The sequence below is a fragment of the Streptomyces sp. NBC_00258 genome, from assembly GCF_036182465.1.
Lineage (GTDB): Bacteria > Actinomycetota > Actinomycetes > Streptomycetales > Streptomycetaceae > Streptomyces.
This window is the reverse complement of sequence record NZ_CP108081.1, coordinates 5,685,367-5,706,740: the sequence shown is the minus strand read 5'-3', so window position 1 is coordinate 5,706,740 and position 21,374 is coordinate 5,685,367. Positions and strand designations below refer to the sequence as shown.

Below are 21,374 nucleotides of genomic sequence, written 5' to 3'. Positions count from 1 at the left end.
GCAAGCACGGGCCTTTTGTCCCAGGATGCGCTAAGACATCCCGATTCGGCCCCGGGTTCGCAACCGGAGCCGCGGCCAGGAAGAATCGGGGGTGCGTGCCGCCGGAGCGGTTCGGTGGTGAGACGCTGCGCAGTGGCTGAAGCTAAGGCTGGAGCGGTGGCTGGAAGCGCAGCCGCGTACGGGGAGGTGGCAGGCAAGTGGTGGATCAGCTGACACAGCACGATCCGCGGCGGATCGGGCCGTTCGAGGTGCTGGGACGGCTGGGAGCCGGCGGCATGGGGCTGGTCTATCTCGCGCGCTCGGCCTCGGGCCGGCGGGTGGCGATCAAGACGGTCAGGACGGAGCTCGCCGAGGACCAGCTGTTCCGGGTCCGCTTCTCGCGCGAGGTGGAGGCGGCCCGTGCCGTCTCCGGCTTCTACACGGCCGCCGTGGTCGACGCCGACGCGCGCGCCGCCGTGCCCTGGCTGGCCACCGCCTACGTGCCCGCGCCCTCCCTCGAAGAGATAGTGACCGAGTGCGGGCCGCTGCCGGCCCAGGCGGTCCGCTGGCTCGCGGCGGGCGTCGCCGAGGCCCTGCAGTCCATCCACGGGGCCGGCCTGGTCCACCGCGACCTGAAGCCGTCGAACGTCCTCGTCGTGGAGGACGGACCGCGCGTCATCGACTTCGGCATCGCCTCCGGAGTGTCGAACACACGTCTGACGATGACCAACGTCGCCGTCGGCACCCCCGCCTACATGTCGCCCGAGCAGGCGAAGGACTCCCGCAGCGTGACCGGCGCGAGCGACGTCTTCTCGCTCGGCTCGATGCTCGTCTTCGCCGCCACCGGCCACGCGCCCTTCCACGGCGCGAACCCCGTCGAGACCGTCTTCATGCTCCTGCGGGAGGGCCCGGACCTCGAAGGCCTCCCCGACGAACTGCGCCCGCTCATCGAGTCCTGTATGCAGATGGAGGCGACCGGCCGCCCCAACCCGGCCGACCTCCAGGCCCAGCTCGCACCCCACCTCTTCGGCTCCGGCTCCGACGACAGCGGTACGGCGTCCGCGTGGCTGCCCGAGCGGGCCGTGGGCCTCATCGAGCAGCGCCGCGGGGGCCGCCCGGCGGCCAAGCCCTCCTCCGGCCGCAGCGGCGGACGTGGCGCCCCCGTGGTGCCGCCCCCGCCGCCCCACGACCCGCCGCCCGTCCCGGTCGGTGCCGGCCCGGGCCGGCACGGCGGCGCGCCCGACACCGGGCCCGTACGTCTCGCGGGCGCCCAGGTGCCCATCGGCCCGGGCCCGCGTGTCGCCGACGCCCGCGCCGCCGCCGTGAAGGCACCTCCTCCCGAAGCCGGCCTCGCCGCCTCCTGGTCCCGCCCGCGCCCCGGCGTGAACGGCGCCGATCCCGTCGGCCCCGTCCCGGTACCCGCGCCCGCCCCCGGCCCCGACTCCGCCACCTCCTGGCGGCCGTGGCGCTTCCGTATGTCGAACGACGTGTGGGGCACCCCCGCCGTCGCAGGCGACCTCGTCTACGTCACGTCCTTCGAGGTGCACGCCCTGGACGTGGCCACCGGCCGACGCCGCTTCAAGACCCGGGACGTCGCCTGGTCGATGGCGGTCGCGGGAGGCCGCGTCCACGCCTCCGACGGCCCCACCCTCTTCGCCCTGGACGCCCGCGAGGGCACCGACCTGTGGCGGCTGCCGACCGACGCCTGGGTGTACTCCCTCAAGGCCGACCGCGGCACGGTCGTCACCGGCACCCGCGGCGGCGGCGTACAGGCCTGGGAGGCCGCCAACGGGCAGAAGCTCTGGGAGATCACCGGCGCCCAGACCGACTTCGAGTCGCCCGAGGCCGGACCCGCCATCCACGACGGCACGGTCTACGTCTGGAAGGACGCCCGCCTGCGCGCACTGGAGGCCCGCACCGGCGAGGAGCGCTGGTCGTACCCCATCGGGGACGCGGCGTCCTGCGGCGGCGTCCCCGTCCGCATCACCCACGCCGACGACGGATACGTGTACGTGTCCGCCGGCACGAGGGTGCTCGCCATCGACGTCGCCGGGGGGCATGTCCGCTGGCACTTCGAGGCGCCTGCGGTCTTCCTCAGCCCGCCGACGTTCGCGCCCGGGCCCGCCGTCACGGGCGGCGGGGTCTACCTCGCCGACTACCTCGGCACGGTGTACGCCCTCGACGCCACGGACGGCCGCGACCGGTGGCGCATCGCCACGGAGGCCCGGTCCTCGCTCGATCCCGTGCTCGTCTCCGCGGGGCACGTCCACGTGGGGTCCGGCAAGGGGCTCTACACCCTGGACGCCGTCACCGGTACGCCGAAGTGGCGCTTCCAGGCGGGGGGTGACGTCGTGGGCGCGCCCGCCGTCGCCGACGGGCGGATCCACTTCGGGTCCACCGACCATCTGCTCTACACACTCAAGGCCGACGACGGCCGTCTGCGCTGGAAGCTGGCCACTGGTGGGGAGATCACCGGGGCGCCCGTCGTGAAGGACGGGGTGGTGTACGCGTGCAGCAAGGATCGGTGCGTGTACGCGCTCGACGCGGAGAAGGGGACGGGGACGGCCCGTTCCTGACCTGCGGGGCAGCCTGGGGTTCGCGTGTGTGTGCGGGCCCGGTGGGGGCTTGTCGCGCCGTTCCTCGCGCCCCTGGGGGTGGGGGCTTGCGGTCGTTTGTCGGCTGCGGGCTGTCTTGGGCTGGTCGCGCCGTTCCCCGCGCCCCTGAAAGATGCGCCTGCCGTTGGGGGGGGGCGGGTCGGGGCCGCGACGGGGCATCCGATCGCAGCTGTGTCATCCCCTGTTCATTGGGCGCCCTCGGGAGGTCGTGCTGCGATCGGAAACCCCGACACGGCCCCTTGCGCCGGAGGGCGGCTGCCGCCGGGTGGGGCCGCGCCCCGTCAGGGGCGCGGGGAACTGCGCAATCTTTTGGCTTTTAGGGGCGCGGGGAACTGCGCGACAAGCCCCCGCCGGGCCGCAGATCCTCACAACCGGCGGACGCGCTCAGTGGTAGTCCGCAGTTGGGCCGTCAAGTGTCGGTACGGCCGGATCGGGTGGAGGTGCGTACACGGGCTCCGCCCGAACCCCCCGCCCCCGCAGCACCACGGAAGCCAGCAGCAACAGCAGGCCACCGCCGAAGGCGAGCCCAGTTCCGGCGCCCAGGCCCTCGCCCGCGTCGCCCGAGATGACGAGGCTGCCCGCGGCCTGGCCCACGCGGACCAGCCACAGCACGGTGAAGCCGAGGACGATCACGCCGGCCAGGGCCACCAGCAGTCGCGACCGGAGCAGCAGCCCGGCCAGCGTGACCAGCGCGGCGCCCGCGAAGGGCAGGAAGAGCGAGGCGAAGAGCTCGGCGGGGACGTTCGTGACGCCGCCTGCGGAGAAGAGGTCCCCCAGGCGGTAGTGCCGACCGTGACGGCCGTCGTACCAGGCACGGAAAGGGCTCCATACGGCGGCCGTCGCTCCGGCGAGAGCAAGGGCGGATCCGAGCAGGTTGCGGACCATACGCGGACCTCCGTTCCCGGACTCTCGATGCAGACGCTACGCCGGGCGGCCGACCCCCGCCACGCGACAGCCACGCTCAGTGACATTCCGAGGTGGATGGCGGCTCGGCGTGCTGGTCAGCGGGTCCGGTACTCCGTCCGGCGACCGGCGAACAGTCCCGCCTGCGCCTCGCTCGGGAGATTGCCCATCGACACGAGATGCGGGGCGTGCGCCAACGCGGCGGCCCGCGTCGCCTCCTTCGCCGCCCATACGGCCCGTACGGTCCCCTGCACGGCCTCGGTCGGACAGGAGGCGATGACGTCCGCGCACCGCACGGCGGCGGCCAGTGCCTCACCGGGCGCCGTGACCTCGCTGACCAGCCCCACCTCGTACGCCCGCCGCGCGGACACCCGCTCGGCCGTGCCCATCAGCGCCATCCGGGCGACCTCCCCGAACGGCATCCGCTGCGCCAGGAGGATGGACTCGTACGCGCTGACCATGCCGTACGTGGTGTGCGGGTCGAAGAACGTGGCCGTCTCGTCGGCGATCACGAAGTCCGCCTCGCCGATGAGATAGAAGGCCCCGCCGCAGGCCATCCCGTTCACGGCGGCGATGACCGGCTTCCACAGGTCGCACGCCTTCGGCCCGATCGCGACGAGCGGATCGTCCACCATGTAGGGGGAGTTGGGCTGCGGCACGTCGGCGTCACGGTCGAGCCCCGTACAGAAGGCCCGTCCGCCCGCGCCCGTGAGCACGATCGCCCGTACGGTGTCGTCGAACCTGAACTCCCGCCAGGTGGTGGACAGTTCGGCTGCTGTGTCCAGATCGATGGCGTTGAGCTTCTCGGGGCGGTCGAGGGTGACGACCGCTACGCCGGTGTCCTTGTCGGTGGAGATGTGCAGGGTCATGGCCGCTCCAGTACCCAGCGGGGCAGCCCGGTGCCGCTCTCGCCGTCCGTGAAGACCACCTGCACCTTCGCGCCGATCCTGATCCGCTCCTGCGCGACGGAGTTGAGTGGTGCCTCCGGCCCGCTGACGAGGTTCCCCACGAGCCGGATGCGGGGGGCGTCCGCCAGTTCGACGACGATCACGTTGTACGGGGCCTGCGCCGCGTAGTCGGGCAGGAGGGGCGGATGGGGGACCACGTACGACCAGACGCGGCCCTTGCCGCTCATCCTGCGCCACTCGCTGTCGAAGGAGTGGCAGTGCGGGCAGCAGGGCCGGGGCGGGAAGCGGAGTTCGCCGCAGTCGGGCTCGGCGCAGGCCTGGACGCGCAGCTCGCCCCGGGCGGCGTACTCCCAGAAGGGGGCGCCGTCGTCGTCCACGACAGGTGTCAGCATGTCGGCCCTTCGGATACTTGGTTCGGCGGATGGTCGGGGGGCCTGACGGGCGTGGTCAGGTCCTCAGGAGCAGGGCGGATGTCGGTACGCCCTCGCCTGCCGTGACCAGGCAGGTGGTCGCGTTCGGGACCTGTGCGGTACTCGTGCCCCGGAGCTGCTTCACGCCCTCGTTGATGAGGTTGAAGCCGTGGACGTACGCCTCCGAGAGGCCGCCGCCGCTCGTGTTCATCGGCAGCCGTCCGCCGATCTCCAGGGCGCCGCCCTCCGTGAACGCTCCGCCCTCGCCCCGGCCGCAGAAGCCGTAGCCCTCCAGGGAGAGAGGGATGAGAGGGGTGAACGCGTCGTAGATCTGGGCGACGTCCACGTCCTCCGGGGTGAAGTCCGCGTGTTTCCAGAGATGGCGGGCGGCTGTCCAGGCGGGGCCCGTCAGCGGGTCGTCGTTCCAGTAGTTGACCATGCCGTGGTGCTGGGCGGGCAGGCCCTGGGCGGCGGAGTGTACGTACACAGGCCGGCGGCGGCAGTCGCGGGCCCGTTCGGCGGAGACGACCACGCAGGCCAACGCGCCGTCCGTCTCCAGGCAGTTGTCGAAGAGGCAGAGGGGTTCGCTGATCCACCGCGAGGTCATATACATGTCCCGGGTCAGCGGGCGCTCGTACATCATCGCCGCAGGGTTCTGGTTGGCCCGGTTGCGGCAGGCGAGGGCGACGTTGAAGAGGTGGTCGCGGGTGGCCCCGTACTCGTGCAGGTAGCGGCGGGTGAGCATGGCTATCTCGTCGGCCGGGCGGAGGAGGCCGAAAGGACGCGTCCACTGGGCGGGGGTGGGGAGTTGGACAGCCGTGTTCTTCCACGGGCGTGGGCCACTGCCGCGTTTGCGTGAGCGCCAGGCGACCCCGACCGTCGCCTGGCCGGTGGCCACGGCGGCGGCCAGATGCGCGACGGTGGCGCACGAACCGCCGCCCCCGTACCCGACCTTGCTGAAGAAGGTGAGGTCGCCGAAGCCGACGGCCTTCGCCACCTCCACCTCGTCGGTCTCCTCCATGGTGTAGGAGGCGAGCGCGTCGACCTCGGCCGGGGAGATCCCGGCGTCGTCGAGGGCGGCGAGGATCGCCCGGCAGGCCAAGGCCTTCTCGCTCTCGGGGAGTTGCTTTGCGAAGGGGGTCTGCCCGATTCCTACGACGGCCGTGGCGTCCTTGAGTCCTGCCCCTGTCATGGGCGCACCTCCACCGTGGTCCACGAATGCTGACAGGGCGTCAGGCTACAGCTAATCTGACGGGTAGTCAGCTAGTGGGTGTCGACCGTGAGGAGGCTCGCTGTGCGCGGTGACATGGAGTGGGGCACCATACCCGGGCTGGTGCGGGGGGCGGCCGAGCGGTACGCCGACGTGGAGGCGGTCGTCGAGGGCCGCACACGCGTCTCGTACGCGGAGCTGGGCGCCCGGGTGGAACGCGCGGCGGCGGCCTGCGTCGCGAACGGCGTCAACCCCGGTGACCGCGTGGCCATCTGGGCGCCCAACACCCTGGACTGGATCGTCTCCTCACTGGGCGCGGTGTCGGCCGGCGCGGTCCTCGTCCCGCTGAACACCCGCTTCAAGGGCACGGAGGCGGCGTACATCCTCTCCCGGAGCCGGGCGAAGCTGCTGTTCGTGACGGGGACGTTCCTGGGGACGTCCTATGTCGCGTCGCTGCGGCGGGCGGCCGGCGAGGGCTCCGGTTCCGCGGGTCCGCTCGCCGGGCTCCCGCATCTGGAGCAGGTGGTGGTGCTCTCGGACGACGCCCCCGCCGACTTCCGCACCTGGAAGGACTTCCTGGCGAGCGGGGACGGCGTCGACGCGGCGGAGGTGCGGGCGAGGGCCTCGGCGGTGGAGTCCTTCTCCCCTTCGGACATCGTCTACACCTCGGGCACGACGGGCCGCCCCAAGGGCGCGGTGATCACCCACGCGCAGACACTGCGGGCGTACGAGGTGTGGAGCGATCTCGCGGGCCTCCGCGAGGGCGACCGCTATCTGATCGTGAACCCCTTCTTCCACACCTTCGGCTACAAGGCCGGTGTGATCGCCTGTCTGATGCGGGGCGCGACGATGATCCCGCAGCCGGTGTTCAACGTGGACACGGTCCTCGCGAACGTGGCCTCGGAACGGATCTCCGTCCTGCCCGGCCCGCCCACCCTCCACCAGTCGCTCCTGGACCACCCGAACCGTGACGCGTACGACCTCTCGCCCCTGCGGCTGGTGGTGACCGGCGCTGCGGTGGTGCCGTTGCGCCTGGTGGAGCGGTTGCGGGAGGAACTCGGGGTGGGGACCGTTCTCACCGCTTACGGCCTTTCCGAGGCGAGCGGGATCGTCTCGATGTGCCGACGCGGGGACGAGCCGGGTGTGATCGCGTCGACGTCGGGCCGCGCGATCCCGGGCACGGAGGTGCGGGTGGTCGACGCGGCGGGCGCCTCCGTCGCTCCAGGTGCCCAGGGCGAGGTCCTGGTCCGCGGCTTCAACGTCATGGGCGGCTACTACGAGGACGCCCGGGCCACCTCCGAGGTCCTCACCCCCGACGGCTGGCTCCGCACGGGCGACGTCGGCGTCCTGGACCTCGCGGGCAACCTCCGGATCACCGACCGCATCAAGGACATGTTCATCGTCGGCGGCTTCAACGCGTACCCGGCCGAGATAGAGCAACTGCTCGGCCTGCACCCGGACGTGGCCGACGTGGCGGTGATCGGCGTACCGGACGCGCGGCTGGGCGAGGTCGGCAGGGCGTACGTCGTGCGGCGGCCGGGGGCCGTGGCGACCGCGGACGACCTCATCGCCTGGGCCCGACGCGAGATGGCGAACTACAAGGTGCCCAGGACCGTGGAGTTCGTGGGCGAACTGCCGAGGAACGCCGGCGGGAAGGTCGTCAAGGGCGAGCTGCGGGCGCGCTGAGGGAGGCTGAGGGCTGGTCCGGCCCGGGGGAGTACGGGCAGACGCGCGGCCGGATCGTTCCGGCCGCGCGTCTGCCCGTACTCCCGCTTCCGTTCTCGTCGCGCCCCGCGCTATTCGCGGGCGGACAGTGCATGGGCGGGTGCCGTGCGCAGGGCCTGCCTGGTGGGGAGTTCGACCGTGACGAAGGCGGTGCAGATCACGGTCAGCGCGACGGCGGGGAGCAGCCACACCGGGCCCGCGGGCCACGGCCGGTCCAGGAAGCCGATGCTCAGCAGCGCGAGGGGGATCGCGGACAGCAGCAGGCCGGTGGTGAGGGCGGCGGCTCCGATCACCGCTGCCTCGCGGCGCATCATCGCGAGGATCTGGCGTGGCGTGGTGCCGTTGAGGCGGAGCGTGGCGATCTCGCCCTGTCGCTGGGCGGTGGTGGCGACGAGCTTGTTGGCGATGCTGAGGAGGAGATAGCCGAGGAGTACGACGATGAGGGCCAGGTTGATCCAGACCGTCGGCGGCGCGTCGCTCAGGCTGTCGCCCGATCCGGTGTCGGTGGGCTCCAGGGCGAGGCCGGGGCGGGCCGCGGCGAGGGCGGTGAGGGCGCGCTGGGCCGCTTCGGTGCCGTCGGTGCGGACGAGGACGCTCTGGTCGAGGCCCGCGGTGGTGTGGCCCTCGGCCAGGTCGTGGGAGAGGGCGAGCGGGCCGAAGCCGAGGCCGCGGTCGTAGACGGCGACGACCTTGGGGCTGACCCGGGTGCCGTCTCCGAGGACGAGGGTGATGCGGCTGCCGAGTCCCGAGCCGGGGGAGCGGGCCACCTCGGTGCTGACGGCGACCGTGTCGCCGGTGAGCCCGGCCAGGCTGCCCTCCCGTACGCCGAGGTCGAGGACGTCCGACGCGGCCGGGGTCAGGATCTTCGCGGAGGCGGCTTCGACGACCGGGTCACCGAACTGCTTGTACTGGCGGATGACGGTGGTGTCGCCGACCGGGGCCGCCGCCTCGACGCCGGAGGTCCTGGTGACGGCGGCGAGGGTGCCGGAGGGCAGGCCGCCGAGGCCCGGCGCGGTCAGCCGCTGCTGGGCGAGGGTGCCGGTGCGGGTGTCCTGCGCGGTGGCGCTCATGACGGTCGTCTGGGCCAGGGTGTAGGTCAGGACGAACACGACCGCCATGGCCAGGGCACTGACGACCCCGGAGAGGCGAAGGGCGTATCCGCGGATGTTGGAGACCGCGAGCCAGGTCGGCGCCGAGACGCCCGGCCGCAGCCGTCGGCCCGCCGCGTCGCCGATGCCCCGGACCAGGGCGGGGCCCGCCAGGGCCAGGCCGATCGCTCCGATGATCCCGGCCATGGAGGTGGCCGTCGCGCCGAGGACCGTACGGCTCAGCAGCGGTACGACCGACAGCGTGGTGGCGGCGACGATCAGCAGCACTCCGCAGCGGGCCCGCGTCTTCGACGGGGTGCGGGGTTCGCTGCGGGACTCGGCGACCGCCTCGGTGGCCGGCATGCGCGAGGTGCGCCACGCGGCGCTGCGGGCAGACACCTGGACGGCGAGGCCGAGGAGCAGCACGGTGGCGAGTGCGGGCAGCGGACTGAACGTGAGCGGCAGGGTCTCCGGGATCACTTCGCGGTCGACGAGCATCCGCCGGAACTGGCCGGCCAGCAGATAGCCGAGGCCGACTCCGGGCACGACCGCCACGGCCGCGATGATGGAGGCCTGTCCGGCCGCAAGGCGCCTGATCTGCTTGGGAGTTGCGCCGACGGCCCGCATCAGGGCCAGGTCGCGGCGCTGGCCGCCGATCGACACGGCGAGCGCGCTCGCCATCACGAACCCGATGACCAGCATGATGATCCCGGCGAGCGAACTGGCCAGCAGGATCAGCAGGGAACGGGCGGCGCCCGCGCCGGGGGAGGCGATGTCGCCGCGCTCGGAGCCGGTGGAGACGATCAGGGGGGCGGCGGTCTCGGTGTCCTTGCCGGCGGCCGTCTTCTTGCCGGTGTCCTGGATCTTCTCGCGGGCCGCGGCGGCCACCGAGGCCTCGGTGCCGGGCTCGGTGCGCAGGGCGACCAGGTCCACGGTCCCGGCGCGCTCTCCGTCGGCGCGGCCGGACAGTCGTACGGCCGTCGGGTCGGCGAAGAGGATGCCGGCGTCCGGTGCGTCGACCAGCGCCGTGACGCGGTAGGCGGCGGCGTCGCGGCCGGCGGCGACGACCTTGACGCGGTCGCCCACCCGGACTCCCGCGGTGGCGGCCGTCGCGCTGTCGAGGGCGACCTCGCCGGTGCCGGACGGAGCGGATCCGTCGACCTTCGCGTCCACGATCAGCTTCGTCGAGGACCAGCCGTGCCCGGCCGTCCGCGGGTCCTCGGTCGGTACGACCCGGCCGTCGGCGTCGACGAGGGCGGCGGGGAAGCCGATGTCGCCGACCGCCGCGGTGACGCCGGGCAGTTGGGCCAGCTCGTCGACCAGCTCGGCCGGGACCGTGCCGCGCTCCGTGAACGCGATCGGCAGGTCGGGGCCCGAACTGAAGCTCTGTTCGGTGGAGACCACGACCTGCGCGCCTGCCAGGCGCCCGGCCGGCAGCTGGGAGCGGAACCCGGACTCGGCCATCACTCCGGTGCCGGTGATGAGGGCCGCTCCGCCGAGGACCGCGCACGCCACCGCCAGCAGGGCGGTGATCCGGTGTCCGGCCATCCGGACCGCGAGATGCAGCATGGTTCTAGACCTCTCCGAGCTTGACGAGACGGTCGGCCAGTTCGGGGGCGGTGGGCCGGTACAGGCGCTCGACCACCCGGCCGTCGGCCATCACCACCGCGTGGTGCGCCTGGGCTGCGGCGGCCGGGTCGTGGGTGACCATCACCACCGTCTGGCGCAGTTCGTCGACGAGTTCGCGCAGCAGGCCGAGCACCTCGTGGGCGCTGCGCAGATCCAGTGCGCCGGTCGGTTCGTCGGCGAACACGACGGCCGGCTTGGCCACCAAAGCCCGTACGATCGCGGCCCGTTGCTGCTGGCCGCCGGAGAGCTCGGCGGGCCGGTGGGACAGCCGGTCGGCGAGACCGACCCGCTCGACCAGCGTCCGCAGCCACTCCCGGTCGGGGGCCCGCCCCGCCAGGCGCAGCGGCAGCGTGATGTTGTCGGCGACGCTGAGGGCGGGGACCAGGTTGTAGGACTGGAACACGAACCCGATGTGCTCGCGGCGCAGTTCGGTGCGGCGGGTCTCGTTCAGCCCGGCGATCTCCTGGCCGCCGATGCGGATGCTGCCCGAGGTGGGGGAGTCGAGCCCGGCGGCGCAGTGCATCAGCGTGCTCTTGCCGGACCCCGAGGGCCCCATCACGGCGAGGAACGTGCCGTGCTCCACGGCCAGCGACACGTCGTCGAGGGCGTGCACGCCTCCCGCGTACGTCTTGCTGACGTTCGCCAGCGCGATGGCGGGAGCGGTCCGGGTCTCCGTCGGGTGGCCGGCTCCCGCGGGGACGCCGCTCATCGCCGGCCCCGCAGGTGGCGGGTGACGAGCGCGGTCACGCACAGCGCGGTGACGACACCGCAGGCCAGGTGGACCTGGGTGGAGGCGGCGCCGTAGGAGGCCACCATGTTGCCGACGGTGCTGATGACCAGCACCAGCCACAGCGTCGTACGCACGACGTCGTTGCGGCTGACCGCGGTCCTCGTCGGGTCCGTGCTCTCGGTGCCGCTGGTGAGGCGGTAGGGGTCCGTGGTGGCCATCGCTGTCCCTCTTCGGATTCTTCGAACTCTCCGGACCCTCGGCGGGTCTCGCTGACATCACCGAAACTACGGATCAGGACCCTGGGCGGCCGAGCCCGCCAGCAGCCCGAGTGGGGGTACAGCAGGCTGTACCTCTACGCTCCTCATCGAGAGTGAACCGGCCGCCCGCACAGGGCTGTTGGCGAGGTAGAGAGGAGGAGCGGATGTCGATCCCGACTCGGCACGACGAGCCGGTCGACGCGAGCCGGCCCGGGATCAGGGCGAGCGCGATCCGGGCCGCCGAGGCCGCCGTCGCCGCGCTCGGACAGCTCATGGGCGGGCTCGGGACCGCGATGCTGGCGCTGGCCGTGCTGATCTGGCTGGCCGTGGCCGCCGTGACGTCCGTCGTGGGCGTCGGACTGCTCATGGCACCCGCCGTGCTGCGCGCCCTGCACTCCCTCGCCGACCGTGAACGCCACCGGCTCGCCCGGTGGGGCCCCGAGATCATCGGGCCCGACCCGGCACCGACCCGGCTGCGGCTCGCCCTCGTCGACCCGACCACCCGGCGGGAACTGCGCTGGCTGGCCCGGCACGGCACGCTCGGGCTGCTGCTCGGCGTGATCGGGCTGCTGCTGCCGCTGATGGCCGTACGCGACGCGATGTTCCCGCTGTACTGGCGCTTCATGCCGGAGAACGCGACCAGTACGTCCGTGGGCCTCGGCCATGCCCAGGGCTGGCCCGACGCCCTGGCCGTGACTCTGCTGGCGCTCGGCTGGATCGCGATCATCCTGGGCCTCACCCCCGCCATGGCACGGCTCCAGGCTCGGCCGGGACGCGCCCTCCTCGTGGCCGGACCCGACACCGACCTGTCCCTGCGCGTCGCGGAACTCACCGCCACCAGGGCGGCCGCCCTGGACGCCCACGCCACCGAACTGCGCCGCATCGAGCGGTCGTTGCACGACGGCACCCAGAACCGGCTCGTGACTGTCACCGTGCTGCTGGGCGCCGCCCGCCGCATGGTGGCCCGCGACCCGGCGGGCGCCGACGAACTCCTCGAACGTGCCCAGAGCGCCGCCGAGCAGGCTCTCGCCGAACTGCGCTCGGTCGCCCGGGGCATCCTGCCGCCCGTACTGGCCGACCGCGGTCTCGCAGGCGCGCTCACCGGACTCGCCGCGAGCTGCCCGGTGCCCTGCCGGATCGACGTCGAGGCGCCCGAGCGGTGCGCCGCGTCCGTGGAGGCCAGCGCGTACTTCGTGGTCGCCGAGACGCTGACCAACATCGCCAAGCACAGCGGGGCGAAGAGCGCCACCGTCACGGTCCGCAGCCGTGGCGGCCGGCTGCGACTGGACATCACCGACGACGGCCGCGGCGGCGCCGACGAGGCGGGCGGCTCCGGACTCACCGGCATCCGCCGCCGGATCGCGGCCCACGACGGCACCCTCGACCTGGCCAGCCCGCCCGGCGGCCCGACGACTCTCAAGGTGGACATGCCATGCGGATTGTGATCGCCGAGGACGACCCGTTGCTGCGGGAGGGACTCGCGCTGCTGTTGCGGGCGGAGGGCCTGGACGTGGTGGCCACCGCCGGCACCGCCGACGGCATCCTCGACGCCATCGACACCCACAAGCCCGACGTCGCCATCCTCGACGTACGGATGCCGCCGACGCACACCGACGAGGGGATCGTCGCGGCCGTCGAGGCCCGGCGGCGCAGGCCCGATCTCGCGGTCCTCGTGCTGTCGGCGTACGTCGAGCAGTCCTTCGCCACGGAGCTGCTCGTCGGCGGGGTCACCGGGCTCGGCTACATGCTGAAGGAACGGGTGGGCCGGGTCGAGGAGTTCCTCGACGCGCTCAACCGGGTGGCGGCCGGGGGCACGGCCATCGACCCGGAGGTCGTCGCGCAGCTCTTCACCCGCAGCCGCCAGGACACCCGCTTGGAGAGGCTCAGCCCGCGCGAGCGCGACGTGCTCGGGCTGATGGCGGAGGGGCTGGGAAACGGCGCCATCGCCGAGCGGCTCGTCGTCACGGACGGCGCCGTCCACAAGCACATCCGCAGCATCTTCGCCAAGCTCGACCTGTCGCCCGCCGACCAGGTGGACCGGCGGGTCGCCGCGGTCCTGCGCTACCTCGACGACGCACGCCGCCGCACCTGACGTACTGTCACCAGACCTTGATCTTGGTGGTGCTGGCCGAGGTCAGGGCCGGTTCGGTACAGCAGGCGCTACCGGCACAGGGGGGTGAGCACCCTCACCGAAGGGCCAGGCTGCCGGATCGTGACGCGGTGCCGGAATTCCTAGGTTGGTGATCACACCGCAACGGCGGTACGACGACCGACCCGCAAGGAGCCCGCCCCCATGAAGACGAAGCTCACCTCCCGCATTGTGGCCACGACGCTGGTGACCGCTCTTGCCGGTATCGGCCTGACCCTGCCCGCAGCGGGCGCGACGGGGCAGGCGGCGAAGCCGACGCCCGACAAGACGCACAGCAAGGGTCTTCAGGCGGGCGTGGACGCGATCCTGAAGACCGGGAGCGTGGGTGTCGTGGCCCAGTCGACGGGTCCGAGGGGCTCCCGGTACGCCACCGCGGGGGTGGCCGACAAGGCCACCGGCGCGGCCGCCCGCTCCGGCGACCGGTTCCGGATGGCCAGCGCCAGCAAGACGTTCGTCGCCACCGTGGTGCTTCAACTCGTCGGCGAGGGACGCCTGTCGCTCGACGACACCGTGGAGCACCTGCTGCCGGGAGTCGTGTCGGGCAACGGCAACGACGGCAGCAGGATCACCGTACGGCAGCTGCTCCAGCACACCAGCGGACTGTTCAACTACACCGCGGATTTCCCCTCGTTGACCAGCGTGGAGGCCTACCAGGCGGGCCGCTACACCACCTGGACCCCGGAGCAGCTGGTCGGCATAGCGATGCGGCACGCTCCGGACTTCGAGCCCGGCGCCAAGTGGTCGTACTCCAACACCAACTACATCCTCGCCGGGATGATCATCGAGAAGGTCACCGGGCACAGCTGGGAGCAGCAGGTCACCAAGCGCATCATCCGCCCGCTGGGCCTGCGCGACACCTCCGCCCCGACCACGGACACCCGGATCCCCGGCCGCCACCTGCACGGCTACTCCGACTTCGGGAAGACCGGGCCGACGATCGACACCACCGCGTTCAACCCGTCAGCGGGGGGTGCGGCCGGCGCCATGATCGGTACGACGGCCGACCTGACCCGCTTCTACCAGGCGCTCCTGGGCGGCAAGTTGCTGCGATCGGCGCAGCTGGCCGAGATGAAGACGACCGTACGGGCCGCGGAGATGGACCCGGTGTGGCCCGGCGCGCGCTACGGCCTGGGCCTGATGGAGATCCCGCTGACCTGCGGCGGCGTCTACTACAGCCACGGCGGCGACCTCCCCGGCTACACCACCCGCGATGGCGTCAGCCCGGACGGCCGCCGGGCCGTGGTCCTGAACGCGACCGGCGACGGCGCGACCGACCTGTCCACCGAGCGGGCCCAGAACGACCTGATCGACGGCGAACTCTGCGCCTGAGACCGGGTTGCCCCGGCCGCGACGGCCCTCCCTCCGGGGCCGTCGCGGCCGGTCCCTGCCGGGAGGAGGGGACAACCAGCTGACATGCCGATGGGGCCGAGCCGGGTGGCTCGGCCCCATCGGGGGAGTCTGCGTCAGGGCATGGGGTTTTCCAGCGGGGCCACCGGCATGGGGTTGTCGGCGAGGGCCGGGCTGGCGGCCGCTGCGGCGATGCCGAGCACCAGGGCGAACGTGGCGAGGATCTTCTTGGTACGGGTCATCTCGGCTCCTTGTTGGGGAGGGGACTTCCGAACAGCAAGTGACGCTAGCGGTGGGGGTGGCGATTGTTCGACGGCATCGAACGGTTCGGGCCACCGATTGGCCCGAACCGGTGCCCGGACAGACCTCGGCCGCGGTGGCTCCCCCTCCGCGCCACCGCGGCCGATCCCCGTCGGGATGAAGGTCTCTACTTGCCGCCGTCGAGGTCCAGCGCCGGCGGGGAGGGCATGCCGTTGTCCATCGTCCGGATGTCGGCCGGCTCACTGGGCATGCCGTTGTCGAGCGTGGTGACCTCGGGGTCCTTGACCGGCGGCGCGGGCATCCCGTTGTCCTGCGTGGTGGCGTCCGAGCCCTTCGCCGGCGGCGTCGGCATCCCGTTGTCGAGCGGAGTCACGACCGGGTCCTTGGCGGGCGGCGACGGCATGCCGTTGTCCTGCGTGGTGAGGTCCGTTTCCTTCTTCGTCTCGCTCATGGGCCTGAATCCTCCGTTGTGGTGACGAGTAAGGAACGCCCGTCCAGAAACTCCCCCGAGGGTCGCTGGACGGGCGTTCGGAGCCGCACATTAGCCGTTGGGCTCCTGGTCAGACCGTCTGCCCCCCGACGCGACGGTGTGACATGTACGAGAGTGCCGGGCGGAGATAAACGAATGCTGAACGTCCGAACTGCCCGGTCACCGCATGCCGTTCACGCCGCGGTGGCGGGCGTGAGCAGCGCGCGTACCTCCTCGGCCTGCGCGGCACCGCCGTGCTGTTCGTAGAGGTTGAGCGCCTCGCGCCAGCAGACCCTGGCGCGGTCCACCTGCCCCAGCATGGTGAGGGCCCGGCCCAGCAGCGTCAGCACTGTGCCCTGCATCCGGTCGCCGCCGATGCAGCCGAGCGCGAGGGCCTGCTCGGCGTGCTGGGCCGCCTGCGCGGGGCGGCGGGCGGCCAGGTGCACCTCGGCGATCCGGAAGTTGGTCGTCCCCTCCCAGAGCCGCTGCCGGTGGCTGCCGAAGACGGACAGGGCGTCGGAGAGCTGGCTGAGGGCCTCGGTGTGACGGCCGGCCCTCGTCAGTGCGATGCCCAGGGTGAAGTGACCGTTGGCGAGACGCAGGGTCTGGCCGATCTCCAGGTACGCCGAGAGGGCGCGCTGCGCTATCTCCACCGCCATGGCGATGTTGCCCATGCCCAGGTGCGCTCGCGACAGGTTGCACAGGCTGAGCGCTTCGAGGGGCCGGTTGCCGATCGTGGCGTATCCCTCGATCGCCTGCTCGAAGAACGGCTTGCCGTCCGCGTACTGCTCCTGGTGCATGAGGGTGAGCCCGCGGTCGTTGGCCGCCCAGCTCATGGCCATGGCGTCACGCGCGGAGGCGGCGAGTTCCATGGCGAGCTGAGCCTGTTCGGCGGCCTGCTGGATGCGGCCGGAGACCAGCAGGACATTGGTGAACGTCGTCCGCGCTCTGCCCTCCGCGTGCGCGTCCCCCGCGGTCCGCGTGGCCTCGCACATCGCCCTGGCAGTCGTCTCGTACTGGTGGGAGTTTGCCCCGGACTCGGTGAGGTCCTTGGCGGCCCACAGCAGGTCCACCGCCCGCCGCAACCGGTCTGTACCCGCCGACTGCCGTACGCAGGCGAGCAGTGGCGAGGCCTCGTTGTAGAGCCAGTCGAGGGCGGTGCTGCCCTCCGTGAACCGCAGCCCCGGGTACTCCGTCACTTCCAGGTGATCCACCAGTCGGTCCCCGGGCCGCTCGATCGCGTAGACCCCGGCGGCCGTGGCCAGGTAGAAGTCGAGCATCCGCGACATCGCCGCCGCCCGCTCGCCCGGTGGCTGCTCGTCCCGCTCCGCGCACGCACGCGCGTAGAGCCGGACCAGGTCGTGGTAGCGGTAGCGGCCGGGCGCGGCCGACTCCAGGAGTGAGGTGTCGACGAGGGATTCCAGCAGGTCCTCGGTCTCCTCGACCGGAAGGTCCAGCGCCGCGGCGGCCGCGGCCAGCGAGATGTCCGGACCGTCCGCCAGCCCGAGCAGCCGGAACGCGCGGGCCTGGGCCGGCTCCAGCTGCCCGTACCCGAGCTCGAAGGTCGCCTTCACGGCCAGGTCGCCCGCCTGGAGTTCGTCCAGACGCCGCCGTTCGTCGGCCAGCTTCGCCGCGAGGACCGAGACCGTCCACGTGCGCCGGGCCGCCAGACGGGAGGCGGCGATCCTGATCGCAAGGGGCAGGAATCCGCACGCCGCCACCACGTCAAGGGCAGACTCGCGCTCCGAGGCCACCCGTTCCTCGCCCACGATCTTGGTGAAGAGCTGGAGTGCCTCCTCCGGCGACATCACGTCCAGGTCGACGAGATGGGCGCCGGCCAGGTCGACCATCCGCACCCGCGACGTCACCAGCGCCGCACACCCCTCCATGCCGGGCAGCAGAGGGCGTACCTGGGCCGCGTCCCGGGCGTTGTCCAGCAGCACCAGGATCCGGCGGCCGTCCAGGGTCGAGCGGTACAGGGCCGCCCGCTCCTCCAGGGAGTCCGGTATCGCCGCGTCGGCCGTGCCCAGGGCGCGCAGGAAGGCGCCGAGGACCGTCTCGGGTGCGACCGCCCGTGAGCCCGCTCCCTGCAGGTCCACGTACAGCTGTCCGTCCGGGAAGGCGCTCCGGGCCCGGTGCGCGACATGGACGGCCAGCGTCGTCTTGCCCACGCCGCCGATGCCGGCCAGCGCCGACACCGCCATCACCTGGCCCTCGGACGCCGATGCCGCAGCCAGGACCTCGCTCAGCTCGGTCACGAAGGACGACCGGCCGGTGAAGTCCGAGACGCTGGCCGGGAGTTGGGCCGGGCGCACCGGCGCGGACGCGGTCTCGGGGGTCAGCGGGGCCGAGGGTTCCGCGAGCCCCGGGTCCGCCTGCAGGATGCGCTGCTGGAGTTCCTGCAGACCGGGCCGTGGGTCCACGCCCAGTTCGTCCGCCAGCAGCCGCCGGGTGTCCGCGTAGGCGGCCAGGGCCTCCGCCTGCCGGCCCGAGCGGTACAGCGCAAGCATCAGCAGCTCGCGCAGCCGTTCCCGGAGGGGATGGGCCGCGGTGAGCGCCGTCAGTTCGGAGATCGCCTCCGCGTGGCAGCCCTGCTCCAGGTCCATGTCCAGCCGGGACTCGACGAGTTGGAGCCGCCACTCCTCCAGACGTGCGCGCTGGGTCTCCGCGTACGGACCCGGAACGCTCGCCAGGACCTCCCCGTCCCACAGGCTCAGCGCCTTGTTCAGCAGGGCGCGCGCATGGCACAGGTCGCCCGTCGCCTTCGCCTTCTCCGCGTCGGCCGCCAGCTCCTGGGCCAGCGCGAGGTCCAGCGAGGCACCCACGCCGGACGCGTCGGTGAGCCGGACGGCATACCCGCCCGACTCACTGACCAGAACGCCGGGGGAAAGGATCTTCCGCAACCGCGACGCATACGTCCGAACCGCCGCCAACGCCTGCGAAGGCGGCTCCTCCCCCCACAGCGCGTCGATCAGCTCGCCCGCCGTCGCCGTGCGGCCCTCGCGGAGCAGCAGGGCCGCCAGCAGGGCACGTTGTTGAGGGGACCCGGTGGGCAAGGAATCCGCCCCACGCCAGGCGCGCACCGGGCCGAGCACGCTGAAGCGGAGCGCCGCCGAATCATCGGGACGCCACTGCTCCGGTACTCGCGGTACACCGTCCATCGCTGCCCCCTGCCGAAACGTCATGACAACCAGGCCAGTTTGCCTTGTTCATGGCGGATGCGTCAGCCGTGGGAGACACCGATCACAGGCCGCCGTGCCGAGTGGCGCAAGCCCTCACAGGGCCCACACCCCCTCCCCGCAACCCCGTGACGAGGTTCCCGCATTCCAGAGAGCCGCCGCCCGATAGCTGACGGGCCGTCAGATCGGCGCTACCGTAAAACCCATGGAGACCTTCCCGAAGATCATCTCGGTGGACGACCACACGGTGGAACCCCCCAACGTCTGGCGGGACCGGCTCCCGTCGCAGTACCGGGACAGGGGGCCGCGCATCGTTCGCGCCCCGCTCAAGGAAATGACCTTCCTGGGCGGCAAGTTCGCCCCGGTCATGGGCAACCCCGGGGACGACGGCCCGATCGGCGACTGGTGGGTCTACGAGGACCTGCACCGCCCTCTCACCCGTCTCGACACCGCCGTCGGATACGACAGGGACGAGATCAAACTCGAAGTCATCACCTACGAGCAGATGCGCCCGGGGTCGTACGACGTCCCGCAGCGTCTGGCCGACATGGACGTCAACCACGTCCAGTCCGCCCTCTGTTTCCCCACCTTCCCCCGCTTCTGCGGTCAGACCTTCACCGAGGCCAAGGACCGGGAACTGGGGCTCCTCTCGGTGCGCGCCTACAACGACTGGATGGTCGACGAGTGGTGCGGCCCCGATGCCGCGGGCCGCCTGATACCGCTCACCCTCATACCCCTGTGGGACGCGGAACTCGCCGCGCAGGAGGTGCGGCGCAACGCCGCCCGCGGGGTACGGGCCGTCGCCTTCTCCGAGATACCTCCGCACCTCGGACTGCCCTCCGTTCATACGGACGAGTGGGATCCGTTCCTCGCCGCCTGCGACGAGACCGGCACGGTCATCGCCATGCACATCGGGTCGAGCAGCCGGATGCCCTCCACCTCCGCCGACGCCCCGCCGGCCGTCGGCTCCACCATCACCTTCGCCAACTGCTGCTTCTCGATGGTCGACTGGCTGATGAGCGGAAAGTTCGAGCGCTTCCCCAACCTCAAGGTCATGTACGCGGAGGGCCAGATCGGCTGGATCCCGTACATCCTCGAACGCGCCGATGTGGTCTGGGAGGAGAACCGTGGGTGGGGCGGCGTCGCCGACAAGGTCCACCGCCCGCCGTCCGAACTCTTCACCGAGCACGTCTACGGCTGCTTCTTCGACGACGCCTTCGGGCTGAAGAACCTCGACGCCATCGGCGTGGGGAACGTGCTGTACGAGACCGACTACCCCCACTCCGACTCCACCTGGCCGAAGTCGAGGGAGGTCGGCGAGGCGCAGATGGGCCACCTGGACGCGGACGTCGTCGACCGGATCGTACGGCGCAACGCGATCGAGCTCCTGGGCCTGACCGAGGACGGGCTGTGGGCCGGGCCGGGCGGTGCCCGTTGAGCGCCCCTCTCGGCAACACGTCCTCCGACAGCGCGGCCTCCGGCACCGCACCCCTCGGCGATACGCCCTTCAGTTACGGGATCCAGCTCCCCGTCCAGTCCCAGAGCACCCTCTACGCGGAGGCGTGGGAGGCGGACGCGGGTCCCGCCGACCTCGTCGAGATCGCCCGCACGGCCGACCGCTCCGGCTTCGACTACATCGCGAGCTGCGACCACGTGGCCATACCGCGCCGCCTCGCCTCCGCGATGAGCACGGTCTGGTACGACCCGGTGGCCACCCTCGCCTTCCTGGCCGGAGTCACCGAGCGCGTAAGGCTGTTGAGCCATGTCGCGGTCGTCGGGCTGCGGCACCCGCTGATCACGGCCAAGCAGTACGCGACCCTCGACCACCTGAGCGGGGGGCGCCTGATCCTCGGGGTCGGCGCCGGACACGTACAGGAGGAGTTCGAGGTCCTTGGGGTGGACTTCGAGCGGCGAGGGGCGGTGCTCGACGAGTGCGTCGACGCGCTGCGGGCCGCGCTCGGGCCCGATGAATTCCCCACCCATCATGGGAAGTTGTACGACTTCGAAGGGCTCGGGCAGCGACCCCGGCCCGCGCAGGAACGGGTACCCGTCTGGGTCGGCGGGTCCTCGCCCGCCGCCGTCCGGCGGGCCGCGGTCAGGGGTGACGGATGGCTGCCGCAGGGGGATCCGCGGGAGCGGCTGCCCGAGCAGATCGCCCGTGTCCGACGGCTGAGGGAGGAGGCGGGGATCGTCGGGCCCCTCGTCGTCGGCGCGATCACCGAGCCGCTGTACGTGGGGGAGCCGGGGTGGAGCGTGGGGCGCCGCACTCTCAGTGGAGCTCCCGAGGCGCTCGCCGAGTCGCTGCGCGCGTACCGGGCGATGGGCGTGCACCAGATCCAGGTGCGCTTCCGCAGCCGGAGCCGCACCGAACTCACCGACCAGATGGCCGCGTTCGGCGCCGAGGTCGCCCCGCTGTTGTAGGCCGCTGTTGTGGCCGCTCATGGGGAACCTGTCTGACAGCCAGACAGTTCTTTATTGAAACTTCGAACATCTTCCGCCTGTGCCGCGTATGTAA

At 72.1% G+C, this 21,374-nt stretch carries 17 protein-coding genes; 7 read left to right on the top strand and 10 right to left on the bottom strand.

Annotated elements, in window-relative coordinates; translation table 11 throughout:
- Window positions 1–197 precede the first annotated feature (197 nt).
- Window positions 198–2,555: a serine/threonine-protein kinase gene (locus tag OG718_RS25240; protein ID WP_306938643.1), complete on the top strand. Its 2,358-nt coding sequence runs from the start codon at window positions 198–200 to the stop codon at window positions 2,553–2,555.
- Window positions 2,556–2,978: 423 nt separating this feature from the next.
- On the opposite strand, the gene OG718_RS25235 is transcribed toward OG718_RS25240, so the two are convergent.
- From OG718_RS25235 to OG718_RS25220, 4 genes are all read right to left on the bottom strand, one after another.
- The gene (locus tag OG718_RS25235) at window positions 2,979–3,479 is read right to left on the bottom strand and encodes a hypothetical protein (protein WP_328845241.1); all 501 of its coding nucleotides are present in this window, start codon (window positions 3,477–3,479) and stop codon (window positions 2,979–2,981) included.
- Window positions 3,480–3,595: 116 nt separating this feature from the next.
- Entirely contained in the window at window positions 3,596–4,366 is a 771-nt protein-coding gene (locus OG718_RS25230) for an enoyl-CoA hydratase/isomerase family protein (RefSeq protein WP_143639833.1), read from the bottom strand.
- Complete coding sequence (locus OG718_RS25225) at window positions 4,363–4,797, bottom strand: Zn-ribbon domain-containing OB-fold protein (protein WP_143639834.1); 435 nt, start codon at window positions 4,795–4,797, stop codon at window positions 4,363–4,365. The genes OG718_RS25230 and OG718_RS25225 overlap by 4 nt, the downstream gene beginning before the upstream one ends.
- A 55-nt stretch (window positions 4,798–4,852) precedes the next feature.
- Window positions 4,853–6,007: a lipid-transfer protein gene (locus OG718_RS25220; protein ID WP_143639836.1), complete on the bottom strand. Its 1,155-nt coding sequence runs from the start codon at window positions 6,005–6,007 to the stop codon at window positions 4,853–4,855.
- Between the two features lie 102 nt (window positions 6,008–6,109).
- On the opposite strand from OG718_RS25220, the gene OG718_RS25215 reads away from it, so the two are divergent.
- Entirely contained in the window at window positions 6,110–7,711 is a 1,602-nt protein-coding gene (locus OG718_RS25215) for a FadD3 family acyl-CoA ligase (RefSeq protein ID WP_186001268.1), read from the top strand.
- 110 nt (window positions 7,712–7,821) lie between these two features.
- Here OG718_RS25215 and OG718_RS25210 read toward each other — a convergent pair whose 3' ends face one another.
- The 3 genes from OG718_RS25210 to OG718_RS25200 are packed head-to-tail and all read right to left on the bottom strand — an operon-like array spanning window position 7,822 to window position 11,415.
- A complete protein-coding gene (locus OG718_RS25210) occupies window positions 7,822–10,407 on the bottom strand; it encodes an FtsX-like permease family protein (protein ID WP_328845240.1) in 2,586 nt (861 codons plus the stop codon).
- Window positions 10,408–10,411: 4 nt separating this feature from the next.
- Window positions 10,412–11,176: an ABC transporter ATP-binding protein gene (locus OG718_RS25205; protein WP_143639840.1), complete on the bottom strand. Its 765-nt coding sequence runs from the start codon at window positions 11,174–11,176 to the stop codon at window positions 10,412–10,414.
- Window positions 11,173–11,415 (bottom strand): hypothetical protein, encoded by a 243-nt coding sequence (locus tag OG718_RS25200; protein ID WP_143639842.1) that lies wholly within the window; start codon window positions 11,413–11,415, stop codon window positions 11,173–11,175. Before OG718_RS25200 ends, OG718_RS25205 begins: the two co-directional genes overlap by 4 nt.
- 203 nt (window positions 11,416–11,618) lie before the next feature.
- On the opposite strand from OG718_RS25200, the gene OG718_RS25195 reads away from it, so the two are divergent.
- The 3 genes from OG718_RS25195 (at window position 11,619) to OG718_RS25185 (ending at window position 14,932) form a co-directional block, all read left to right on the top strand.
- Window positions 11,619–12,899: a sensor histidine kinase gene (locus OG718_RS25195; RefSeq protein ID WP_328845239.1), complete on the top strand. Its 1,281-nt coding sequence runs from the start codon at window positions 11,619–11,621 to the stop codon at window positions 12,897–12,899.
- Window positions 12,887–13,546, top strand: coding sequence for a response regulator transcription factor (locus tag OG718_RS25190; RefSeq protein WP_143639846.1), 660 nt, complete (start codon window positions 12,887–12,889; stop codon window positions 13,544–13,546). The genes OG718_RS25195 and OG718_RS25190 overlap by 13 nt, the downstream gene beginning before the upstream one ends.
- A 201-nt stretch (window positions 13,547–13,747) precedes the next feature.
- Window positions 13,748–14,932, top strand: coding sequence for a serine hydrolase domain-containing protein (locus OG718_RS25185; protein ID WP_143639848.1), 1,185 nt, complete (start codon window positions 13,748–13,750; stop codon window positions 14,930–14,932).
- A gap of 134 nt (window positions 14,933–15,066) precedes the next feature.
- Here OG718_RS25185 and OG718_RS25180 read toward each other — a convergent pair whose 3' ends face one another.
- The 3 genes from OG718_RS25180 to OG718_RS25170 form a co-directional block, all read right to left on the bottom strand.
- Window positions 15,067–15,192: a hypothetical protein gene (locus tag OG718_RS25180; protein WP_328845238.1), complete on the bottom strand. Its 126-nt coding sequence runs from the start codon at window positions 15,190–15,192 to the stop codon at window positions 15,067–15,069.
- Window positions 15,193–15,377: 185 nt separating this feature from the next.
- Window positions 15,378–15,662 (bottom strand): hypothetical protein, encoded by a 285-nt coding sequence (locus tag OG718_RS25175; protein WP_328845237.1) that lies wholly within the window; start codon window positions 15,660–15,662, stop codon window positions 15,378–15,380.
- Window positions 15,663–15,874: 212 nt separating this feature from the next.
- Window positions 15,875–18,841 carry an AfsR/SARP family transcriptional regulator gene (locus OG718_RS25170; protein WP_328845236.1) on the bottom strand — a complete coding sequence of 989 codons (2,967 nt, stop codon included), beginning with the start codon at window positions 18,839–18,841 and terminating at the stop codon, window positions 15,875–15,877.
- Between the two features lie 223 nt (window positions 18,842–19,064).
- Between OG718_RS25170 and OG718_RS25165 the strand changes: the two genes are divergently transcribed.
- Both OG718_RS25165 and OG718_RS25160 read left to right on the top strand, forming a co-directional pair.
- The gene (locus tag OG718_RS25165; protein ID WP_143639856.1) at window positions 19,065–20,297 is read left to right on the top strand and encodes an amidohydrolase family protein; all 1,233 of its coding nucleotides are present in this window, start codon (window positions 19,065–19,067) and stop codon (window positions 20,295–20,297) included.
- Between the two features lie 80 nt (window positions 20,298–20,377).
- Window positions 20,378–21,280 (top strand): LLM class F420-dependent oxidoreductase, encoded by a 903-nt coding sequence (locus tag OG718_RS25160; protein WP_328847829.1) that lies wholly within the window; start codon window positions 20,378–20,380, stop codon window positions 21,278–21,280.
- The last annotated feature ends 94 nt before the right edge of the window (window positions 21,281–21,374 follow it).

What these genes read in the sequence shown, in the direction of transcription:
- OG718_RS25210 (WP_328845240.1), bottom strand. Translation starts at nt 10,407, where the DNA reads ATGCTGCATCTCGCGGTCCGGATGGCCGGACACCGGATCACCGCCCTG.
- OG718_RS25185 (WP_143639848.1), top strand. Translation starts at nt 13,748, where the DNA reads ATGAAGACGAAGCTCACCTCCCGCATTGTGGCCACGACGCTGGTGACC.
- OG718_RS25175 (WP_328845237.1), bottom strand. Translation starts at nt 15,662, where the DNA reads ATGAGCGAGACGAAGAAGGAAACGGACCTCACCACGCAGGACAACGGC.
- OG718_RS25200 (WP_143639842.1), bottom strand. Translation starts at nt 11,415, where the DNA reads ATGGCCACCACGGACCCCTACCGCCTCACCAGCGGCACCGAGAGCACG.
- OG718_RS25220 (WP_143639836.1), bottom strand. Translation starts at nt 6,007, where the DNA reads ATGACAGGGGCAGGACTCAAGGACGCCACGGCCGTCGTAGGAATCGGG.
- OG718_RS25205 (WP_143639840.1), bottom strand. Translation starts at nt 11,176, where the DNA reads ATGAGCGGCGTCCCCGCGGGAGCCGGCCACCCGACGGAGACCCGGACC.
- OG718_RS25235 (WP_328845241.1), bottom strand. Translation starts at nt 3,479, where the DNA reads ATGGTCCGCAACCTGCTCGGATCCGCCCTTGCTCTCGCCGGAGCGACG.
- OG718_RS25170 (WP_328845236.1), bottom strand. Translation starts at nt 18,841, where the DNA reads ATGGACGGTGTACCGCGAGTACCGGAGCAGTGGCGTCCCGATGATTCG.
- OG718_RS25180 (WP_328845238.1), bottom strand. Translation starts at nt 15,192, where the DNA reads ATGACCCGTACCAAGAAGATCCTCGCCACGTTCGCCCTGGTGCTCGGC.
- OG718_RS25195 (WP_328845239.1), top strand. Translation starts at nt 11,619, where the DNA reads ATGTCGATCCCGACTCGGCACGACGAGCCGGTCGACGCGAGCCGGCCC.
- OG718_RS25230 (WP_143639833.1), bottom strand. Translation starts at nt 4,366, where the DNA reads ATGACCCTGCACATCTCCACCGACAAGGACACCGGCGTAGCGGTCGTC.
- OG718_RS25165 (WP_143639856.1), top strand. Translation starts at nt 19,065, where the DNA reads ATGGAGACCTTCCCGAAGATCATCTCGGTGGACGACCACACGGTGGAA.
- OG718_RS25225 (WP_143639834.1), bottom strand. Translation starts at nt 4,797, where the DNA reads ATGCTGACACCTGTCGTGGACGACGACGGCGCCCCCTTCTGGGAGTAC.
- OG718_RS25190 (WP_143639846.1), top strand. Translation starts at nt 12,887, where the DNA reads ATGCGGATTGTGATCGCCGAGGACGACCCGTTGCTGCGGGAGGGACTC.